Below are 16660 nucleotides of genomic sequence, written 5' to 3'. Positions count from 1 at the left end.
ATAATCTTATTGAATTATTCCTCTGACACAGTTTACGTTACAGTCTCACTTTTCGAAAACAAAATCGCCTCTTAATCCTCTATCTCTTTCGCTTAAACCACGATATTGAAATACAATATTTTCAATAGCTATTCCTTCAGATTTTAATTTATCTATTCTAAGTGGTAAATAATTTGGTTTTGTTTTATAATACTCGTCACCACAATCATTTTTACATTCGTGTATTATACCAGAGATTTTATTTTTGCTTGGAATTTCTGAAAGATTATACATAGGAAGAGTGTTATCTAAATCAATTTTAAAAGATTGTGTGGAATCGATAATTACAAAACCAGATACATGAGAATCTCTTCCCCCCCAAGCATCATATTTATAAAGTAATTTAGACGACCCCTCTATTTTTTGTACATATAATTCAGCAATATCCCATTCACTAGACATGTCAAAACCACAGCTATTTAAGACGATTGTAAGTATAGATAAAAATAAAAACTTAAATTTCATTTTGTGAGCGGTTTTTCTATTTGCAGTATTCATTAATTCGTTCTTTCGCATATTCTGCTCCGTTGTCCAATGCTTTATTCCAATTTTCGCAAGCTCTCTCTTTGTCTTTTATATTGAAATAAGTGTTGCCTAAATTAAAATATGCCTGTTGTTTTGCTTCCTGCTCCAGTTTGTCAAGTTGCAAAACTGTTTCATAGTCAGCGATTGCACCTTTATAATCTCCATTTTCGTCTTTAAGTCCACCACGATTTATTAAAGCACTCGCAAATTTTGGTGCAATTTCTATTGCTTTGTCGTAGTCTTTAAGTGCCAATTTCCAAGTGTATAGCTCGTTTTTTACGATGGCTCTTGAATAGTAAGCATTTGGGTCTTTGGGGTCAATTTGGATTGTTAAGCTCCAATTAAATATTGCTCCGCTTAAATCTCCATTGTTATAACATGCTAAACCTTTGTCAAAATAATAGTCCGCCTTTGTTGAGTCAATTACTGGAAATTTCTGTTCCTTTGGATCAAAGGGTCCACCGTAAGCATCAAGTTTCGCGTCAAATTCAAAACCTCTTTTATACATATCCAAACCCCAAAAAAGTAAGTTGTCGGCTGTCATTGGAAATTCATTTGTCTCTCCGTTTAGTTCCCACAATTTTCCGTATTTCTTAACTTCTTGAACAGTGTATGGATAGTGTACCTTGATAAATTCTCCAAGCTTTTGTAAGTTCTCACTTTTATCGGAGATAAAAGTAAAGTCCATTTTTGTTAAGCAGTTGTCTTTAAGACCACTCTTTACCATACTATTAAAAACGTCTTCGACAGAAATCATTTCTTTGTCAAATCCGCCAACAAAATTGTCCCAGGTGAAGAATGTCTGTTCCATTTTCTTTTGTCCGTAGGATATTAAGGTTGTTAATAAAAGTAATAGTGTCAATATCTTATTTCTCATTCGTGGTGTCAGTTTTTAAATCGACTAATAAAGCTGTTCGCTTAGCAATCTGATATATCCTTCAATTTTTTTGATTGATATAGTGATCATCTTTATAACTATTAAAATCAACATAAATGCTACTGTTATTAGTTACTATTATGGCATTATACTTTTCAATCGGGCAAGGTTAATACCCGAGCCTAATATACATTATTTATGCTGAATTAATAGGTCTACAGCTATTAACTTTCAAGATTATACAAACTGTAATGCGAAGGTATTGGTTTGAAAGTAGGATTGGTTAGGGGAAACCGTAAGATATTATAGGCTATATGATAAACCCAATAAAAAAATGCGGGGCATCGTATAGATAATTTTTTCGGAACTGACGTATTCTGTCAGTACCGCAGTGCGGTAACTTGTATTTTTTAACACGTTTAGCCCTTGAATATAATAACTGAATGGAGATTTTACTTTCTGGTAACGCAATTCAAAATTTCCATTTATATTAGTAGGATCAGCACTGCTATCACCCAGCCCTGTCTTCAAGAGACTCCAGTCTGTCTTAAATACAAAATTCTTCAGCTGATATTTCCCGGTAATGCTCCATTTATTGAGCGCGACCTTTTGATTATCTGCCAAACTCTTTTGCCAGCTATCTGTTCTTGTCCAGGCTATTTTTACATCAGCCAGCTTTGGTATAAACCACCTTAAGGAAAGGTCCGTCGAAACCGTATTCTGCCGTAGATAAATCTCGCTGTTATCGATACCTTGTGCTAACCTCATATGGATATAGGACAGATATACACCCGGTTCAAACCTACCGTATCTTATGCTATAGCCCCCGATATTGGTGAAATTGAGATCGGGTCGGTCAAACAGCTGCACTGTCTTCAACTGCTCATAGGAAGAAGTCAAAAGGCTGTTCCCTTTGATCTTATCTTTCAAAGTCAATGTACTGTTAAAATGGATTACCCGAAAGTCTGTAAGTCTAAAATTGTTATAGGTAAAAGTAAGTTTATGGAATGTCTGTCCCTCCAGCAGGATATTTCCCCGAGACAAACTATTGTAACCTGTGATCCAATAAGACGGATTAAGGTCCATTGCTGTCGCAAAAGTATAACCTCTTCGGTAATTAAGGCGAAATCCATCCAATGCACTTTTCCCATATTTTAGATCCACCTCCGGTTGTAGAAACCATTGCCCATGACGATTATAGTTTGTTGGAGTCTGGTTGATTAAATATAAGTAATACTGCTTTAAAGAAAATAATATTTTTAACTTATCAAAGTCCAACCGATAGCTCCCACCCAAATAATTGCTGCTGTTTCGATAATATTGTCCGTGATCAAATAACTGTGCCCCGGTTGTATCCTGGGCTCCAACTGACTGCCCATTCTGCCGTAATAATTCATTTTGGGAGTTGACTTCCAGGTGAAGTTGCTGGTTTTGATTGATGACCCAATAGTATTTATAAGACCCATTGAAAAGATGCTTCTTCCGCTCCACAGGTCTCACTATACTATAGTTCGCCATAGAATCAAAACGTATAAAACCACGCAGGAAAAGGCTGTCCGAAGAAAGGGAAAAATTGTCTCTCTCCGAGGTATACTGATGCTGGAAAGCAAATGAGCTGTAACTTCGCAAAGAATGCTTCCAGCTACCTTCCAGGTATTGTTTTAAAACAACAGAATGTCCATCCTGGATTTGTATACTATTGTTGTCTACTCCAAATCTGTCAATGACATTGTTAGTATGTACCTGCTGCTTGGGCATTGTCCAGAATGTACCCAGCTTATAATCCAAGCTAAAATATGGACTTGGCTTAAAATTGCTCGAAATATTGAAAGACGCCTGCCTATTAACCTGCGAAGAACGCATATTGGTTTGTTCTGTATACCGAAGGTCGGGAAAAGAATAATGATTAGTGCCTTCTAACATGGTGCCCAGTCTGTTTTCGGAATATACGCCATAGAGATTTACGTTCAATTTCTTCTTTAGCCCCTTTTGAAAACCGTTGAATGCGGCGAATTTATTGATGTTTTTTATCACATTTCGATTGTCACGATTGTAACCCGTCAGACCATCCTTGGGAACTGAATTTGAAAAATACTGCAACTCGGCGCCCTGCACGCGATCGATATCTTCCTTGGATACCGGTGAAGTACCGATATTATTGATATCCCCAATAAAAGACATAGTTTTTGCCGGTGAGTAATAAAATAGAGCGGCGTGTTCCTTGTAAGATTTTTCGCTTCCCAATGAAGATTCAAGATCTCCAAAGATGAAATTCTTCTTATTCTCTTTCAGTTTGACGTTCATGGCAAGCTGATCATTTACCTGCACGTTTTTCAGCAGGTCGTTTTGGGAAAATCTACTGATCATCTCAACCTTGTCTACTGCATTAGCGGGAATATTCTCGATAGCGAGCTTACTGCCGCCACCAAAAAAGCGTTCATTTTCCACTAAGGTTACATTGACCTGCTTTCCCTGAAAACGCACTTTTCCATCTTCGATAGAAAAGCCAGGCATCTTTTCAATAAGATCCTGTAATTTTCGGTCGGTACTGTCCCTGAAGTAATCGGCAGAAAAACGGATGGTATCTTTGGCAATTTCCACCGCGCGGTATCGGTAGTCAATCTTTACTTCATCAAGTTTCTGGACAGATTTTAATAATTTGTATTTGATTTTCCGTTCTGCTGACTGATTATCTAAGGTATCAACAACTTTCTGATAACCTAACCTGGAGATTGTGAGCTCAATTTTTCCTACGTTCGGAAATTCAAACTGAAAATGGCCCTGCTGATCACTTTTCTGAAATAAGGGAGCACTTCCGGAAGAAGGAATACGCTTGATCACGATACTTGCGTTCTCCAACGGTTTGTCACTCTCGTCAACAACAAGACCTTTAATTAGCAAGCTTTGTTGCGCCGGTAAACTAGGGGGAAGAACAAATAAGAGAATAAATAATAGTATAAATCTAAACTTCACGCGCTATTAGTAGGGAATATTCAAATCTTTGGCTTTTTCATATAATCTAGTACGCCACTCTTCTTTAGTAATAATTTCTTTATTCGGTAATGGTGCAATCTCAGGTTTACTTGCAAAATTCAATTCCTTCAATCCATAAAGAGTTCCACCTTCTTGAAATTCAAAGATCAGTCCTGGAAGATTCCGTGTGTATATAGGACCAAAGGATACCGGAATATCAGGGCAAAACCAAGCTATAACGAGCCTTTTCTTTATCTTAGTAACTCCTTCCTCGATATAGCTTGTTTCCCTATTTCCCGTTGCTTTATAACAGATGAATTCACCTATCTGCTTAGTTTCAGCGCTAATTTTCCAATCAAAATTATTATTTGTTTTTAGCATTAAACCCTTTTTATCAAGCGGGTTTTTCATATCCCGATCAAAATTATAGCAATACGCTGTATCCTGCCATGTAGAATCCCTATATCCTATTAAAGTCTCAGTACTCCTTACATCTGCCTTGGCCAACTTGTCAATTTCTTTACTTTTGACTCTGGTAAATAAGGACCTGCTTGCTGTAAATTCAAGTTTAAAAGTCATCATGGAAGCGATTTTCGGGACAAAAGAATGGGCGCTCAATATCCAAAGCTCCTCTGGCGTGTTAAGTGAACTATCGGCGCTTTTTATTACTGAATAATATGCATAGCCGGAAGTTCCCTGACCTTGGCTTTTTAAAATAAAAAATAATAAAAAAAAAGGAAGTAGAGTTCTGTGTAATCTCATTCTTAAAATTATTAAAATGGCTGGATAAATCCAGCCATATTTATGAAATATAAATTTACCAAATTAATAATGACATTATGTCTGCGGCAATGAAGAGTGTGTACCATCTGCACACTTTTCCATTTCAATCTGCAAAATGTCATCCAATACATCTTGTGGATATGCCCCAACCATCTGACTCCCTCGAATTAGTACTTGTATAACGCAAATTACCCTCGGATCTTGAGCTTCAACCATCGTATTTTCTTGTTTGGTAGAGGTTTCTTCAACCAATACATTTTCATGTTTGATAGGAGCTTCTTCAGCGATGGTTGATGCTTGAGCATGATTAAACCCAAAGATTACGCCACCTAGTAGCATCATCTTTAAAATACTTTTTTTCATAATTTATATTTAATATAATATCGAATATATTTATAAAAATCACATCTATAATATGGTTTTTTGAAATTTACACAAATGTGTAGTAAATAAAAGATTGTCTGAATTAATTAATGTCACCTGAATACTATTATTTACATACAAATAATATATCACTTTATAAATCACCGAATTACAACAATAAAAAAAAGATAATCAACATGAAACGACATAAATTTTACCCTAAAAAAAGGTGTACCCAACAATATATTTGAAGCTATTTTCTTTTACACCATTACCTCTGTTTCCGTAAAAGGAAGTTAATTGATTGATGTAAAACGGAAAAATCTCCTCCATTGGTTTCATTCATAGCATAATCTGTGGGTAAAGAAATAGAATACTTGCTTTCCCCTAATTACCTTTCTTCCAATGATTTTACAAAAGTGGTATCCACCGAATGATCCACAGATTTATGATCATTATTTTGTCCAAAGCTGGTCAATATTAATGTTGTCAGCAAGACAATCATTGTCAATTGTATCTTCATAACTTGGTTGTCTTTGTAAGGATTGGTTATTCTAAATTTTATACTTCATGACCTAGCATATGACTCACTTTTTCTGAAAATTCGCCAATATCTTCATTTAACCCAATAATAGCATCAGCACTAATTGCATGTAAATGCTGCTTGAGCGTTTCTGTAACATGTTTATACATTTCCCGTACCTCCTTTTCATTGCTGGTCGAGCGACCTCCAAGGAAATCTACATAGCTCGCTCCTTACTCGTATTGGTTATCACGACTTTCCCTACTCCGCCAGATTCTGTGGAAGCTGCAAACTGCCTTTCTCAAAGAACTATACCCAACCAAAGGTAAAAATTCACATGGAGGAAGAATTGCTTTATTATAAAATTTTAATTTTCCACATTTCCATATTTTGTCTCGATTTATTACGAATGGTGATATAATTATTGTCATCCCATTTATAGTCTAAATAATAAACTATTTCACCACCGCTAGGCTCGTCTTCTGTTATCAAGTCTCGATTGATTTCACGACTAGCCTTGTCAAATAAAACCCAAAATAACCTAAAACAGTTAATCTCCCATTCGCACCAAAGTCCTAATTTCCATTGACGATTTGGTGAGATTTTGTATTTACTATTTATAAAGAATTTATAATTCAAATCGTTGTCAAGACAATATTTATATGCTTTCAATAATGGTTCAGTATCCCACTTTTCCAATTCAGCAATATTGGTCATTCCGGAATGAATCAAATCAAGCTGTAAAAACTTCTTTTCACATGCACTCATTTCAAAATACTGGTCAAAATTTATTTGCTTATAAACTTCGCGGAAGCCCTGATATGATGTTATTTTATCCACTTCTGAAGGATCATCTCCAACCGAAATCACACATTTCCTGACACCATCAGTATTATATTCACGAAGAAATGACCAATACATTTCCGCAATGCTCCAACATTCTTCATTAAATTCTTTAAAATTTTCACCTTGAACAAATTTCGCTCTCAGACTAATTTCACTTAAATTCATTAGGTCTACTATTTACTTAAAAGTGAGAGATAGTTATTTCCCTATGCATCATGAATCGCATAATTATAGAGTAATTCTGCCAGTTCTTCATTAGAAAGTGATCTGTTTTGACCATTATTTGCCTCTTCAATGGCGTCTAAGAAATAATAAAAATCAAATAAATTATGGTAATTTATTCCATTATCTGAATATTCTATACTACCTCCAGTTTTCTCGATTTCAAAATATCGCAATTCATTATGAATATCCAATGGGATCTCCATAAAAACCTCAATCACTTCGGATTGCTCATGCAATGACTGCAGATGGCAGAATTCTTTGAACGAACCACCATCCCTAAAAAAATCAATTAATTCTAAAAGCTTCATCTAACGCTGCTATTTTATGTTAAATTTAAACAATCTTAAAACACCTGGCAAAGAATTGAAGATAACAAAAACAACTGCAGATTAAATAATGAGCATACTGTAGATTTCGGACATCAGGGCCATGCAATTCCGACGCAAATTGACCACTATAAATAGGAACCATAAAATAAGCAAAAATGGATTTTAAACTTCTCAGCATAATATTTTAATGGTCAAAATTTTCCGAATTGAATGGTCATGAATTTTCGAATTCGGATGGTCTGCAGTATCGAAATCTCCACGTTATCGTACATATAATATCTATTTGGGCCTTTTATCTCGAAAGACTTAAACAACAAAAGCCCAATCTCATAAACCTGGATTGGGCCACTTTTATTTTTCCACAAGCTACCTTTACTATTTCAATTCTGATAAAAATACTTTAACAACAAAATTTCTTATTTCATACCAATTATTATCTGTTAGAAAGTCCTCAACATTCCATCTAAACTGATCCAAATCCTCAATAGCAGACCGTATCTTCATTAATAAAACAACACCATTGCTGGAAATAACATTAGACTGGTGTAATTCTTCAATAAAAGTTTGATTTAAAAATGAATGATAGTCTCCTTCAAGCTCTTCTAAGCTTCTTCGAACTTTTTCTTCATATAAAACACCTGGTTCTTTGAGTGGAACAAGTATCATGTTTAATGTAGATACCAGTAACTCGTATTTTTCAATTATATTTAGACTATTTTCCATAAATTATCCGAGATTTATCATCTTTAGCAGGCCTATATCCCTCTCCTACAACTTTAGTTTTTCCTGAGGAACCACTATTTATTTTATAATATCTTTACCCATTCCCTATAAATTCTCACCTCCATTTGTGACTTTGCCCATTATAATTCAAATAATCAAAGAAGCTTTAGACAAAGGAGGTTACGCGGTCTGTTATGACCTGGCCTCCAAGATATGTCGCAAATTTGTTCATGAATAAATATGTTGAACAATCTGAGAAAAAACTATCTTCCCCATTTCAACGATTTACTTATATTCTGTTACTTTCTCAACAAACACCTGTTAATTTAAAAAAATAAAAAGATCAATTTCTAATGGCTCATGTCGATCTTCAAATACGAGGAAAAATAAGAATTTGCATCAGACCTGATATACTTCCCAAACCACGCCGCCCAATACCAATTTGACAAGAGTGCCATCTTCAACCAGTGTATGTAGCATCTCATGTAATTCAGACTCCTCCAATTTAACTATTCCATATGCTTTATTGGTCAAAATAAATTCACGCATTTTCCATAGGCTGAACTTTATGGAATATGCATTGATAGGCATAAAATCAAATTCACATACTACACCATCTTTCTCTAAACGGCAGCCCGCACCATGAAACTGGTAATTGAATCCACCAATTTGTCCAGAGCGATTTCGACTGCTTTTTTGTTCAAATTCATCAATATTTGGAGAGAACTGATATTTGAAGTCGTTAATGAAAGCAACATAGTCATTCAAAACCTTCCGTATAATTAGATTATTCATGTTGTATTAAGATACAAAATAGATACGTAAATTAGTCGCTTAGTTATATATATTAATACGATGAGAATTTCTTGGATTCGTAAGTTATCATTTATGTTTATTGTATCAATAAGCATCTTATCGCAGTCTGTCGGTCAGTCCCTTGTTTTGGATGACTCAATCGCGGATATTCCTCCTCACATGATTGAAATATTTCCTGAGCCACCTTATGGTACAAACGGATTTAAAAATTGGATTGTTAAAAATTATAAGATACCAACTGCAGCCAAGAAAGCCAAAGTAAACGGCAAACTGATGATCAATTTTACGATTGAGAAAGATGGACGGCTCAGTAATTTTCAGATAACCAAAGATATCGGTTATCAAACAGCTGAAACACTAATTGAATTGATCAAAAAATCCAGTCCTTGGAAACCGGGATACCAAAATGGACGTGCTGTAAAATCCGGCTATACATACCCCCTATCATTCAGTGAAGGTGATTTAAAATTAAAATCTGAGGCAAAAAGACAAAGATGAAAATCCACATCGTTAGCGACCTGCATAGAGAATTTGGATACAATGATTTCGATCTGAATTTAGCAGATGTACTTATATTGGCTGGAGATACGGATCTAGGAGTAAAAGGGATCAGCTGGCTCAAATCACTTTCATTGGATATACCGATCATTTATGTGCTGGGTAATCATGAGTATTACAAAGGAGCCTATCCGAAAACACTATATAAAATCAAGGACGCTGCAAGCAATTCAAATATCCATGTGCTGGAAAATGAATCTTTGGAGATCGACCACGTTTGTTTCCATGGCTGCACACTCTGGACCGATTTTTCCTTAAAGGGCAATCCTGCCGAATATGGATCGTTATGCCAAAGCCGTATGAATGATTATAAGAAGATCAGATTAGGTGACAATTATGCCAAATTAAGAAGTATCGTTACGTTTAGAATCCACCAAACTTCCAGACAATGGCTGACGGAAAGTCTTAGTGTCAGCGAAGCGAAACACAACATCGTAGTGACGCATCATGCTCCGAGCATTCGATCCTTGTCCATGAAGTATTTAGACGATCCGATCAGCGCCGCCTATGTCTCAGATATGGAAGACTTGATAATAAAGCATCAGCCCTCCTACTGGATCCATGGCCATATACATACTCCTGTAAACTATAAAATCGGTAACACCGAAATTATATGCAATCCACACGGCTATATCAATGAACTGTATAATGGATTTAATAAGAACCTCGTCATAGAGATATGAACAAAAAACAACAATGAGAATGGAACAAATCGAAGTCCTATGGCAGGGAAAAGCTATTCAATTTCCATATCGGATATATACATTCATAACGAAAAACGACGTTGAAACGATGAAGGATTTTTTACCATGACACCGTGGTGCTTCCACTCCACCGGTTTGCGCTTTAAGAATAAAAAATACTAGCCATAGACGGATAGTCCAGCCTAATTTTGTAAATTCAACGTATAAGCCATAGTATGAAACAGTTCATAAAACTATTCCACATTTCTGCCCTTACTATCCTAGTTACCGGTTGCAAGGATCCATCTCGCACAAAGACAATGGATTTTGGTCTATTTACGCTTGAAGTTCCCTATAAATGGCAGCAGGTCAAACAAAACGGAATAGACAGTTATGTCGGCGCAATTGCTGTAGACAACAACGATACGCTTTACTTCGATCTGGGCATGTATTCCAATAGTTTGACAGAGCATAACATAGAAGTCATTACCAGACAGATGATGGAGGAAAGTGCAATGGACTCTTCGGACTATATTATTGTAAAAGATATGCCGATACTGGATCTGGATCTCGACGCCGATCTGTACAGAAAACAAAATGTGTCCTGGGATACTATCGATAATAGAAGAGCGAAAATCGTATTTCCGAGAATATCTGGAAAAGGAACCACCGGAGTGTATATCGGCAACCTATGGGGAGACTCTTCAAAAGTCCGATTTAACCTTCATGGTTCAAACCTGAAAGCGCAAACAGAACAGGATCTTCTTAAATCGATAAAGACATTGATATTCCACAAACGTAATATAGATAATGAAGAGAATTAACGCTACACTATTTGTACGTCTCAGTTTTATGGCTTTGACATTTTATGTAGTATTAATAGACGGAGATTGGCTGAGGTATTTTACGGGGAGTTAAAATTTTAACCTGATTATCTTTGGATTTCAAGTTGCAGCACTTATTTATGCAGGGTACCTACAGGCGCAGAGAAATAGAAAGATATTCTCCATATTCTGGCCAGCATTGATTGGACTACTGATGTTAATATTGACTAATTTATTTAAATTAGAGCTAAATATTTAGAAAACTCTATTAAGCAAAATGAAATCAACGGAAGTATATCGAATAATCAATAAAATTATCTTTCCCGAATTAAAAGGTGCAGGGTTTAAAAAGACTAAAAGTGGCATGCTGGGATTTTACAAACAATTAAAAGATCACTATTTAGTTATTTGGTTCCAATGTGCCCAAGGTGGTTTTGATGCTTATGCTGGTTCTAAATTTGTCGTTGAAGTACAGATTAGCAAGAACAATGACATCGGCTCTCCTTCTATTTTCAGGGAAAGAATCCCATTTTTTTTAACAGTGGACGATCTAGCCAGAGTAACTGAGCTCGAAAATAAAGTTAAAGACAAACTGCGTTTGCCACCTAATAACCATTATATTTTTGGCATGGATGAAAATATACAGCTTTGGTACAAGAAAAAGTTTGAGAAAGTTGAAAACATCTACAAAAATTCTAGTGATATCTGGTTTGTATATTTTGACGAAACAGATATCAACAATTGGATTGAATCCTTACAACCTGTCATAAGAAAGGTCATATTTGATTTTGAAAAATCAAATTACTAAATGGAAAGTTTTTAATATCTTATCTAAAAGAATAGTTTTCCAACATGTTAAATGCCAACAGTTCATTTCGGCAGAAAGAAACCATCTACATCGATGGAAAGGACAAAACCAAAGATATCCAGTCCTATTCTTTTGTGAGCGAGAAACGTATTGTGGCATTTAAAAGCAGTAATAAACAATACACCTACAACAAGGATAAAGTTCAGATCATCAAATCTGCTTTTCAGAGCAAAAAAGCGGCTACCACTTTCAACTATCTAAAAGCGATTGCCGATGCTGTAGGGCTTAATTCTGAAGATGGAAAAAACATTCTTGAAGATAGCTTTATAGAATATCATTTATCCCAGAATATGCCATCCTATCCAATTATCTGAATGAAATACAACCCAAAAATTGTGATCTCCTCGCCCCTGTTGAAATCTTTCCTTTTGGATTCAATCCCAGTCAAAAAGAAGCTTTAAATAATGCCTTTGCCAACCTACTCAGTATTATCGAGGGCCCTCCTGGGACCGGTAAAACACAGACGTTTACATGAAGATGTCTCGCTTCTTTAAAAGCTAAGTCAGTATTATTAAAAACGAACAAATTCCCTGGATACATTGGCAAGAATTATAAATAATTTAAATAAAGTACAATCGCCTACCAGATTTGAATCATGGATGGTTATTCATAAAAAACAAAAATATATTAATGGGAGATATTGGATTTAAAGGTGCTCCTAATGAACATAGTGAAGTTGCTCTTGTGTTTGTTCGTTTTTTGTAGATTTGAACCGTATTCAACGTTTTGTTTTAATTTTCCGCTATACAATTGAGGCACCGTTAATTATAATTGGGATTATTAGTGACCTTGGTAATATCACAATCAGATAAAAAATGAGCAACAGTGATACTAAACGACTTTCACGATTGACCGCAATCTTGACCCGCTTACAAACTAAACATTTAATAACAGCTTCTGAACTAGCTGATAGATTTTCAGTGAGTAAAAGAACAATTTATCGTGACATACGCGCATTGGAAGATGCCGGAGTGCCCATTCTTACGGAAGAAGGGAAAGGTTATGCGTTGATGGATGGTTACAAAATACCACCTGTGATGTTTACGGAAAGTGAAGCCAATGCGCTGATAACAGCAGAACAATTGATTCTGAAAAATAAAGATGCTTCGTTTGTAAAAGACTACACTGATGCGGTTAACAAAATAAAAGCGGTTTTAAGAAATAATACAAAAAATAAAGCCAATCTGTTGTCGAGCAGAATTTTATCCGGACAAAATACTGAAAGAGTCCGTACAAGTAACAATTTATCAATTCTGCAGTTAGCTTTGACAAACTATAATTTGGTGAAGATTAAATATTATTCTCCCGAAAATCATCAAACTACAGAAAGAATGGTGGAACCTTTTGCCATTTACACCACAAAAGAAAATTGGCTGTTAATTGCGCTTTGCAGACTCAGAAACGACTACAGGGCTTTTCGCCTAGATCGTATCGAAAGCTTATCGGTTCAGAATCAAACATTTGTACCGCACAAAATTACTTTCGAAGAATATATTGCCCTAATTGAGAAAAAATGTTTGTGACCCTTGACATAAGGCTGTCTTTAGCCTGATCTATTTTTGCATCAGTATAAATTTAAAACTGAAAAAAATATGATTCTACTCAACACTGGTCCAGCAAAAGCTATGGAATTTACGAGTTTTAGAAAAAGAGAAAATATCACCGATGATGAGCTTTTGTTTGCTGTGTTAAAATTTGAAACGGTCTTGGCTCAACAAGAAGATATCCTTTTTCATTGCCTGGTCAGGAATTATGAAAATGAATATGCAAATGTTCTTTTTGCGGATTCTATCGAAGCTTTAAAAGATTTGGGTAAAAATCTAGCTCATCAACCGGAAGTTCAACGTTTTTTCGAAATGGTTGATAGGAGAACCGTAAAAATCGAATATCACGACATACAAAAAGACAATTTTGAGATTCCGACGCATTTTTCCTGCATCGAGAAAGGAACATTTTCTTTGAATGATATTAATAATTCAGATAAATTATCGTCAGTTTCCGAGAATATTGAAAATGAATATTTAAGTGCTTTTGAAAATACTCAAGCGCATTTTATCGGAAAATTAGTTGAAAACAAATTTTCAGAAGTAACCTTTGGTAAAACTCTCGCAAAAACAAAGCAGACCTGTTTCGGTTATTTTGAGAATCTTTATGGTCTGGAATTATTAAATCTTGCTGATAAAGAAAATATGGAATTAAATTTTTGGCACTTAATTGCATAAAGAATGACAAAACAAATTCCACTTGTTGACAAGTTATATCTTCTTGAAAAATTTCAGGGAAAAGGGGGATGGACCTTTGCCAGAATACCTGAAGTCGCTCCAAACAACAACTCCCCTTTTGGCTTGGTAAGAGTTAACGGAACGATTGACGGTTGCAAAATCCGAAACTATAATCTGCAATCAATGGGAAATGGTCTTCTTTTTCTTCCAATAAAATCTGAAATCCGTAAAAAAATCAAAAAACAGGAAGGCGATTATGTTCACATAATATTGTATGAAGACGTGAATCCAATTGAAATCCCAGAGGAATTAATTCTTTGTCTAAAAGAAGTTGAAGGTGTTTATGAAGCATTTTTAGCGTATTCTGAAAGAAAAAAAATTACGATTCTCAACTGTATCTATTCGGCAAAAACAGACCAGACGAGAGTGAACCGAATTGCAAAAACAATTGATGAAATTGTTAACAAAATTAAATAGCGTAAAAATGGAAAATATAACGATTCAAAAATTTTATATCGCAGGAATTTCTGTGAGAACGACTAATCAAAATGGTCAAGCTTCAGAAGACATCGAAGCACTTTGGGAAAGATTCTGGACTGAAGATATTCAGAATAAAATCCCCAATAAAACCAGTGACGAAATATACGCCGTTTACACGAACTATGAATCTGATTTCAAAGGCTTTTACACAACGATTATAGGAATGTCCGTTGATTCATTAGAGAATTGTCCCGAAGGTTTTGTAGGAATAATTATTGAAGCGGACAACTACGAAAAATTTGTTTCTAAGGGCAAAATGCCTCAAGCGGTTGTAGAAACCTGGTTAGAAATATGGGCAGACCAAGACTTGAATTCAAGACGTGCTTACAAAGCTGATTTTACAATCCACGGAAAGAAATATTACGACGGAGATAACGCTGAGGTAGAAACTTATCTGTCAATCAAATAATTGCGTAAAACAAGCTATTACTATTTATTTCGGATAAAGGCCAAAAAGTGATTGAATACAAAGTTTTAAGATTGGCTTGATCTGGAAACTTTGGATACATTGCCAAGAATTATAAATAATTTAAGTAAAGTACAATCACCTACCGGATTTGAATCATGGATGGTTATTCATAAAAACACAAATATATTAATGGGACATCTTTTCTTTGTTACATTGATCATACTACTTTTCACAGTGACAAAAAAGGACATTTATTCATTAAACTTGTAAAAATAATTTCAATCAATTAAGTAAAAGTACATGGATGATCAATTATATGAATTGAAAGTAAACGACAAACATAGCTTCATCAAATTTCTTGATTTGTTGCGCCGGGATTTGCTCCATCACCCTGAAACTTGGGAAAACAAAACTTTGCCCGACTTTCTGGAGGCTTTGGCATCATACGCAGAAGACATCCAAGGGTATTATGATAATACAGACGCAAATGTAGATGCTGAAAAAGCTGCGTGGTCAACGTTTGCTGATATTTTCAAAGGAGCGAAAGTTTACGAGTAATAGTAAACGCTCCTTTCACATATTTGTATATTTACCAACGAAGAACATTCGCCTAAATATACTAACGAAAACTACAGAATAATATATGAACATACAGCTAAGTGTCAATAGAGATTTAAACGCAAACGACGTTCTGCAACTATACCAAGCTAATAAATGGAGTGCAGCCGAAAAACCAGAACTACTGATGAAAGCACTCTTGAATTCGCATTCCTTAGTTACGGCATGGGACGGTCCCACATTAGTAGGCCTAGGGAATGCCATTTCCGATGGTTATCTCGTGGTATATTATCCACATCTACTCGTACTACCCTCCTATCAAGGCAGAGGGGTTGGGCGTTTGATTATGGATAAAATGCAAGAGATTTATAGGGGCTTTCATATGCAGATGCTTACTGCTGACGGTAAAGCTATCGACTTTTATAAAAAGAATGGCTTTGAACGGGCAGGTCAAACAGAGCCTATGTGGATCTATAAAGGTAATGATCACTGAGAGAAAGTTAAGGTTATCTCCTACAAAACCCATGATAGATTCAATGGTTAAAAGCTTAGAGCCAGTTCAATGAGCTCCTAAAAATAGATACTTGGTTAGATAGTAAATTAATAATCGAATAGAAAAGATTACCTATCAGAGAGAAATATAAAGGCCGGACTTGCTTCCCCGACCTTTGACACAGTTTACTTTACACTTCCAAAAACTTAGAGTTTTTCGACCTCTTCGACTGAAAGTCCTGTGCCTTTAGCAATATCAGCTATTGGTAATCCCATTTCCTTAAATGCTTTGGCAGTCTCAAGAGCTTTTTTGCGTTCCCCTTCTGCCAGACCTTCTGCTAGGCCTTTAGCGTGACCTAAAGCTTCTCCTGATTTCTTGGCCGAATTAAATACGCTCTCCGCATCACGATTATGTTTTAAACTTGCTTCATATGACATGAGTTCCTCCTCCTTTAATTTACCTATCTCTCCTATCTCAAAGATA

The 16660-nt window shown here is 35.5% G+C and carries 22 protein-coding genes and 1 pseudogene; 11 read left to right on the top strand and 12 right to left on the bottom strand.

From position 1 onward, the window contains the following. Window positions 1-45: 45 nt before the first annotated feature. The 11 genes and pseudogenes from B3600_RS18880 to B3600_RS18835 form a co-directional block, all read right to left on the bottom strand. Window positions 46-504, bottom strand: a complete 459-nt coding sequence (locus B3600_RS18880; protein WP_286754000.1) for a hypothetical protein — start codon at window positions 502-504, stop codon at window positions 46-48. Window positions 505-520: 16 nt separating this feature from the next. Further along, the gene (locus B3600_RS18875) at window positions 521-1441 is read right to left on the bottom strand and encodes a tetratricopeptide repeat protein (protein ID WP_286753999.1); all 921 of its coding nucleotides are present in this window, start codon (window positions 1439-1441) and stop codon (window positions 521-523) included. A 303-nt stretch (window positions 1442-1744) separates the two neighbouring features. Further along, complete coding sequence (locus tag B3600_RS18870; RefSeq protein ID WP_286753998.1) at window positions 1745-4414, bottom strand: carboxypeptidase-like regulatory domain-containing protein; 2670 nt, start codon at window positions 4412-4414, stop codon at window positions 1745-1747. A gap of 6 nt (window positions 4415-4420) precedes the next feature. Continuing rightward, window positions 4421-5176, bottom strand: a complete 756-nt coding sequence (locus B3600_RS18865) for a GLPGLI family protein (RefSeq protein WP_075993086.1) — start codon at window positions 5174-5176, stop codon at window positions 4421-4423. Window positions 5177-5251: 75 nt separating this feature from the next. Beyond that, window positions 5252-5560 carry a hypothetical protein gene (locus B3600_RS18860; RefSeq protein WP_286753997.1) on the bottom strand — a complete coding sequence of 103 codons (309 nt, stop codon included), beginning with the start codon at window positions 5558-5560 and terminating at the stop codon, window positions 5252-5254. 391 nt (window positions 5561-5951) lie between these two features. Then, window positions 5952-6083 (bottom strand): hypothetical protein, encoded by a 132-nt coding sequence (locus tag B3600_RS18855; RefSeq protein ID WP_286753996.1) that lies wholly within the window; start codon window positions 6081-6083, stop codon window positions 5952-5954. Window positions 6084-6121: 38 nt separating this feature from the next. Continuing rightward, window positions 6122-6295, bottom strand: a pseudogene (locus B3600_RS25635) (hypothetical protein); the annotation flags it as partial. A gap of 145 nt (window positions 6296-6440) precedes the next feature. Beyond that, the gene (locus B3600_RS18850) at window positions 6441-7094 is read right to left on the bottom strand and encodes a hypothetical protein (RefSeq protein ID WP_286753995.1); all 654 of its coding nucleotides are present in this window, start codon (window positions 7092-7094) and stop codon (window positions 6441-6443) included. A 41-nt stretch (window positions 7095-7135) separates the two neighbouring features. Next, window positions 7136-7462 carry a hypothetical protein gene (locus B3600_RS18845; RefSeq protein ID WP_286753994.1) on the bottom strand — a complete coding sequence of 109 codons (327 nt, stop codon included), beginning with the start codon at window positions 7460-7462 and terminating at the stop codon, window positions 7136-7138. Window positions 7463-7858: 396 nt separating this feature from the next. Beyond that, window positions 7859-8206, bottom strand: coding sequence for a hypothetical protein (locus B3600_RS18840; RefSeq protein WP_286753993.1), 348 nt, complete (start codon window positions 8204-8206; stop codon window positions 7859-7861). A gap of 399 nt (window positions 8207-8605) precedes the next feature. Then, window positions 8606-9001 carry a DUF6896 domain-containing protein gene (locus B3600_RS18835; protein ID WP_286753992.1) on the bottom strand — a complete coding sequence of 132 codons (396 nt, stop codon included), beginning with the start codon at window positions 8999-9001 and terminating at the stop codon, window positions 8606-8608. 60 nt (window positions 9002-9061) lie between these two features. Between B3600_RS18835 and B3600_RS18830 the strand changes: the two genes are divergently transcribed. The 11 genes from B3600_RS18830 to B3600_RS18780 all read left to right on the top strand — a co-directional run bounded on the left by B3600_RS18830 (window position 9062) and on the right by B3600_RS18780 (window position 16177). After that, the gene (locus tag B3600_RS18830; RefSeq protein ID WP_286753991.1) at window positions 9062-9520 is read left to right on the top strand and encodes an energy transducer TonB; all 459 of its coding nucleotides are present in this window, start codon (window positions 9062-9064) and stop codon (window positions 9518-9520) included. Next, the gene (locus B3600_RS18825; protein ID WP_286753990.1) at window positions 9517-10263 is read left to right on the top strand and encodes a metallophosphoesterase; all 747 of its coding nucleotides are present in this window, start codon (window positions 9517-9519) and stop codon (window positions 10261-10263) included. Before B3600_RS18830 ends, B3600_RS18825 begins: the two co-directional genes overlap by 4 nt. A gap of 236 nt (window positions 10264-10499) precedes the next feature. Then, window positions 10500-11087: a hypothetical protein gene (locus tag B3600_RS18820; protein ID WP_286753989.1), complete on the top strand. Its 588-nt coding sequence runs from the start codon at window positions 10500-10502 to the stop codon at window positions 11085-11087. A gap of 277 nt (window positions 11088-11364) precedes the next feature. After that, window positions 11365-11895 (top strand): hypothetical protein, encoded by a 531-nt coding sequence (locus B3600_RS18815; protein ID WP_286753988.1) that lies wholly within the window; start codon window positions 11365-11367, stop codon window positions 11893-11895. Window positions 11896-11939: 44 nt separating this feature from the next. Next, window positions 11940-12269, top strand: a complete 330-nt coding sequence (locus B3600_RS18810; protein WP_286753987.1) for a hypothetical protein — start codon at window positions 11940-11942, stop codon at window positions 12267-12269. 501 nt (window positions 12270-12770) lie between these two features. After that, the gene (locus tag B3600_RS18805) at window positions 12771-13478 is read left to right on the top strand and encodes a helix-turn-helix transcriptional regulator (RefSeq protein WP_286753986.1); all 708 of its coding nucleotides are present in this window, start codon (window positions 12771-12773) and stop codon (window positions 13476-13478) included. Between the two features lie 69 nt (window positions 13479-13547). Further along, window positions 13548-14177, top strand: coding sequence for a hypothetical protein (locus tag B3600_RS18800; RefSeq protein ID WP_286753985.1), 630 nt, complete (start codon window positions 13548-13550; stop codon window positions 14175-14177). 3 nt (window positions 14178-14180) lie between these two features. Continuing rightward, window positions 14181-14654 carry a YdeI/OmpD-associated family protein gene (locus B3600_RS18795; RefSeq protein WP_286753984.1) on the top strand — a complete coding sequence of 158 codons (474 nt, stop codon included), beginning with the start codon at window positions 14181-14183 and terminating at the stop codon, window positions 14652-14654. A 7-nt stretch (window positions 14655-14661) separates the two neighbouring features. Further along, window positions 14662-15126: a GyrI-like domain-containing protein gene (locus tag B3600_RS18790; protein ID WP_286753983.1), complete on the top strand. Its 465-nt coding sequence runs from the start codon at window positions 14662-14664 to the stop codon at window positions 15124-15126. 300 nt (window positions 15127-15426) lie between these two features. Continuing rightward, entirely contained in the window at window positions 15427-15684 is a 258-nt protein-coding gene (locus B3600_RS18785; protein WP_286753982.1) for a DUF7660 family protein, read from the top strand. An 85-nt stretch (window positions 15685-15769) separates the two neighbouring features. Continuing rightward, complete coding sequence (locus tag B3600_RS18780; RefSeq protein WP_286753981.1) at window positions 15770-16177, top strand: GNAT family N-acetyltransferase; 408 nt, start codon at window positions 15770-15772, stop codon at window positions 16175-16177. A 206-nt stretch (window positions 16178-16383) separates the two neighbouring features. Here B3600_RS18780 and B3600_RS18775 read toward each other — a convergent pair whose 3' ends face one another. Further along, window positions 16384-16614: a hypothetical protein gene (locus B3600_RS18775; protein WP_286753980.1), complete on the bottom strand. Its 231-nt coding sequence runs from the start codon at window positions 16612-16614 to the stop codon at window positions 16384-16386. Between the last annotated feature and the right edge of the window lie 46 nt (window positions 16615-16660).

Origin of the sequence: Sphingobacterium sp. UBA2480 (genome assembly GCF_002341965.1) — a bacterium.
Lineage (GTDB): Bacteria > Bacteroidota > Bacteroidia > Sphingobacteriales > Sphingobacteriaceae > Sphingobacterium > Sphingobacterium multivorum.
Note: the sequence above shows the minus strand (reverse complement) of the source record. Positions and strands in the feature narration are given on the sequence as shown.

What these genes read in the sequence shown, in the direction of transcription:
- B3600_RS18880 (WP_286754000.1), bottom strand. Translation starts at nt 504, where the DNA reads ATGAAATTTAAGTTTTTATTTTTATCTATACTTACAATCGTCTTAAAT.
- B3600_RS18875 (WP_286753999.1), bottom strand. Translation starts at nt 1,441, where the DNA reads ATGAGAAATAAGATATTGACACTATTACTTTTATTAACAACCTTAATA.
- B3600_RS18865 (WP_075993086.1), bottom strand. Translation starts at nt 5,176, where the DNA reads ATGAGATTACACAGAACTCTACTTCCTTTTTTTTTATTATTTTTTATT.
- B3600_RS18860 (WP_286753997.1), bottom strand. Translation starts at nt 5,560, where the DNA reads ATGAAAAAAAGTATTTTAAAGATGATGCTACTAGGTGGCGTAATCTTT.
- B3600_RS18855 (WP_286753996.1), bottom strand. Translation starts at nt 6,083, where the DNA reads ATGAAGATACAATTGACAATGATTGTCTTGCTGACAACATTAATATTG.
- B3600_RS18850 (WP_286753995.1), bottom strand. Translation starts at nt 7,094, where the DNA reads ATGAATTTAAGTGAAATTAGTCTGAGAGCGAAATTTGTTCAAGGTGAA.
- B3600_RS18845 (WP_286753994.1), bottom strand. Translation starts at nt 7,462, where the DNA reads ATGAAGCTTTTAGAATTAATTGATTTTTTTAGGGATGGTGGTTCGTTC.
- B3600_RS18840 (WP_286753993.1), bottom strand. Translation starts at nt 8,206, where the DNA reads ATGGAAAATAGTCTAAATATAATTGAAAAATACGAGTTACTGGTATCT.
- B3600_RS18835 (WP_286753992.1), bottom strand. Translation starts at nt 9,001, where the DNA reads ATGAATAATCTAATTATACGGAAGGTTTTGAATGACTATGTTGCTTTC.
- B3600_RS18830 (WP_286753991.1), top strand. Translation starts at nt 9,062, where the DNA reads ATGAGAATTTCTTGGATTCGTAAGTTATCATTTATGTTTATTGTATCA.
- B3600_RS18825 (WP_286753990.1), top strand. Translation starts at nt 9,517, where the DNA reads ATGAAAATCCACATCGTTAGCGACCTGCATAGAGAATTTGGATACAAT.
- B3600_RS18820 (WP_286753989.1), top strand. Translation starts at nt 10,500, where the DNA reads ATGAAACAGTTCATAAAACTATTCCACATTTCTGCCCTTACTATCCTA.
- B3600_RS18815 (WP_286753988.1), top strand. Translation starts at nt 11,365, where the DNA reads ATGAAATCAACGGAAGTATATCGAATAATCAATAAAATTATCTTTCCC.
- B3600_RS18810 (WP_286753987.1), top strand. Translation starts at nt 11,940, where the DNA reads ATGTTAAATGCCAACAGTTCATTTCGGCAGAAAGAAACCATCTACATC.
- B3600_RS18805 (WP_286753986.1), top strand. Translation starts at nt 12,771, where the DNA reads ATGAGCAACAGTGATACTAAACGACTTTCACGATTGACCGCAATCTTG.
- B3600_RS18800 (WP_286753985.1), top strand. Translation starts at nt 13,548, where the DNA reads ATGATTCTACTCAACACTGGTCCAGCAAAAGCTATGGAATTTACGAGT.
- B3600_RS18795 (WP_286753984.1), top strand. Translation starts at nt 14,181, where the DNA reads ATGACAAAACAAATTCCACTTGTTGACAAGTTATATCTTCTTGAAAAA.
- B3600_RS18790 (WP_286753983.1), top strand. Translation starts at nt 14,662, where the DNA reads ATGGAAAATATAACGATTCAAAAATTTTATATCGCAGGAATTTCTGTG.
- B3600_RS18785 (WP_286753982.1), top strand. Translation starts at nt 15,427, where the DNA reads ATGGATGATCAATTATATGAATTGAAAGTAAACGACAAACATAGCTTC.
- B3600_RS18780 (WP_286753981.1), top strand. Translation starts at nt 15,770, where the DNA reads ATGAACATACAGCTAAGTGTCAATAGAGATTTAAACGCAAACGACGTT.
- B3600_RS18775 (WP_286753980.1), bottom strand. Translation starts at nt 16,614, where the DNA reads ATGTCATATGAAGCAAGTTTAAAACATAATCGTGATGCGGAGAGCGTA.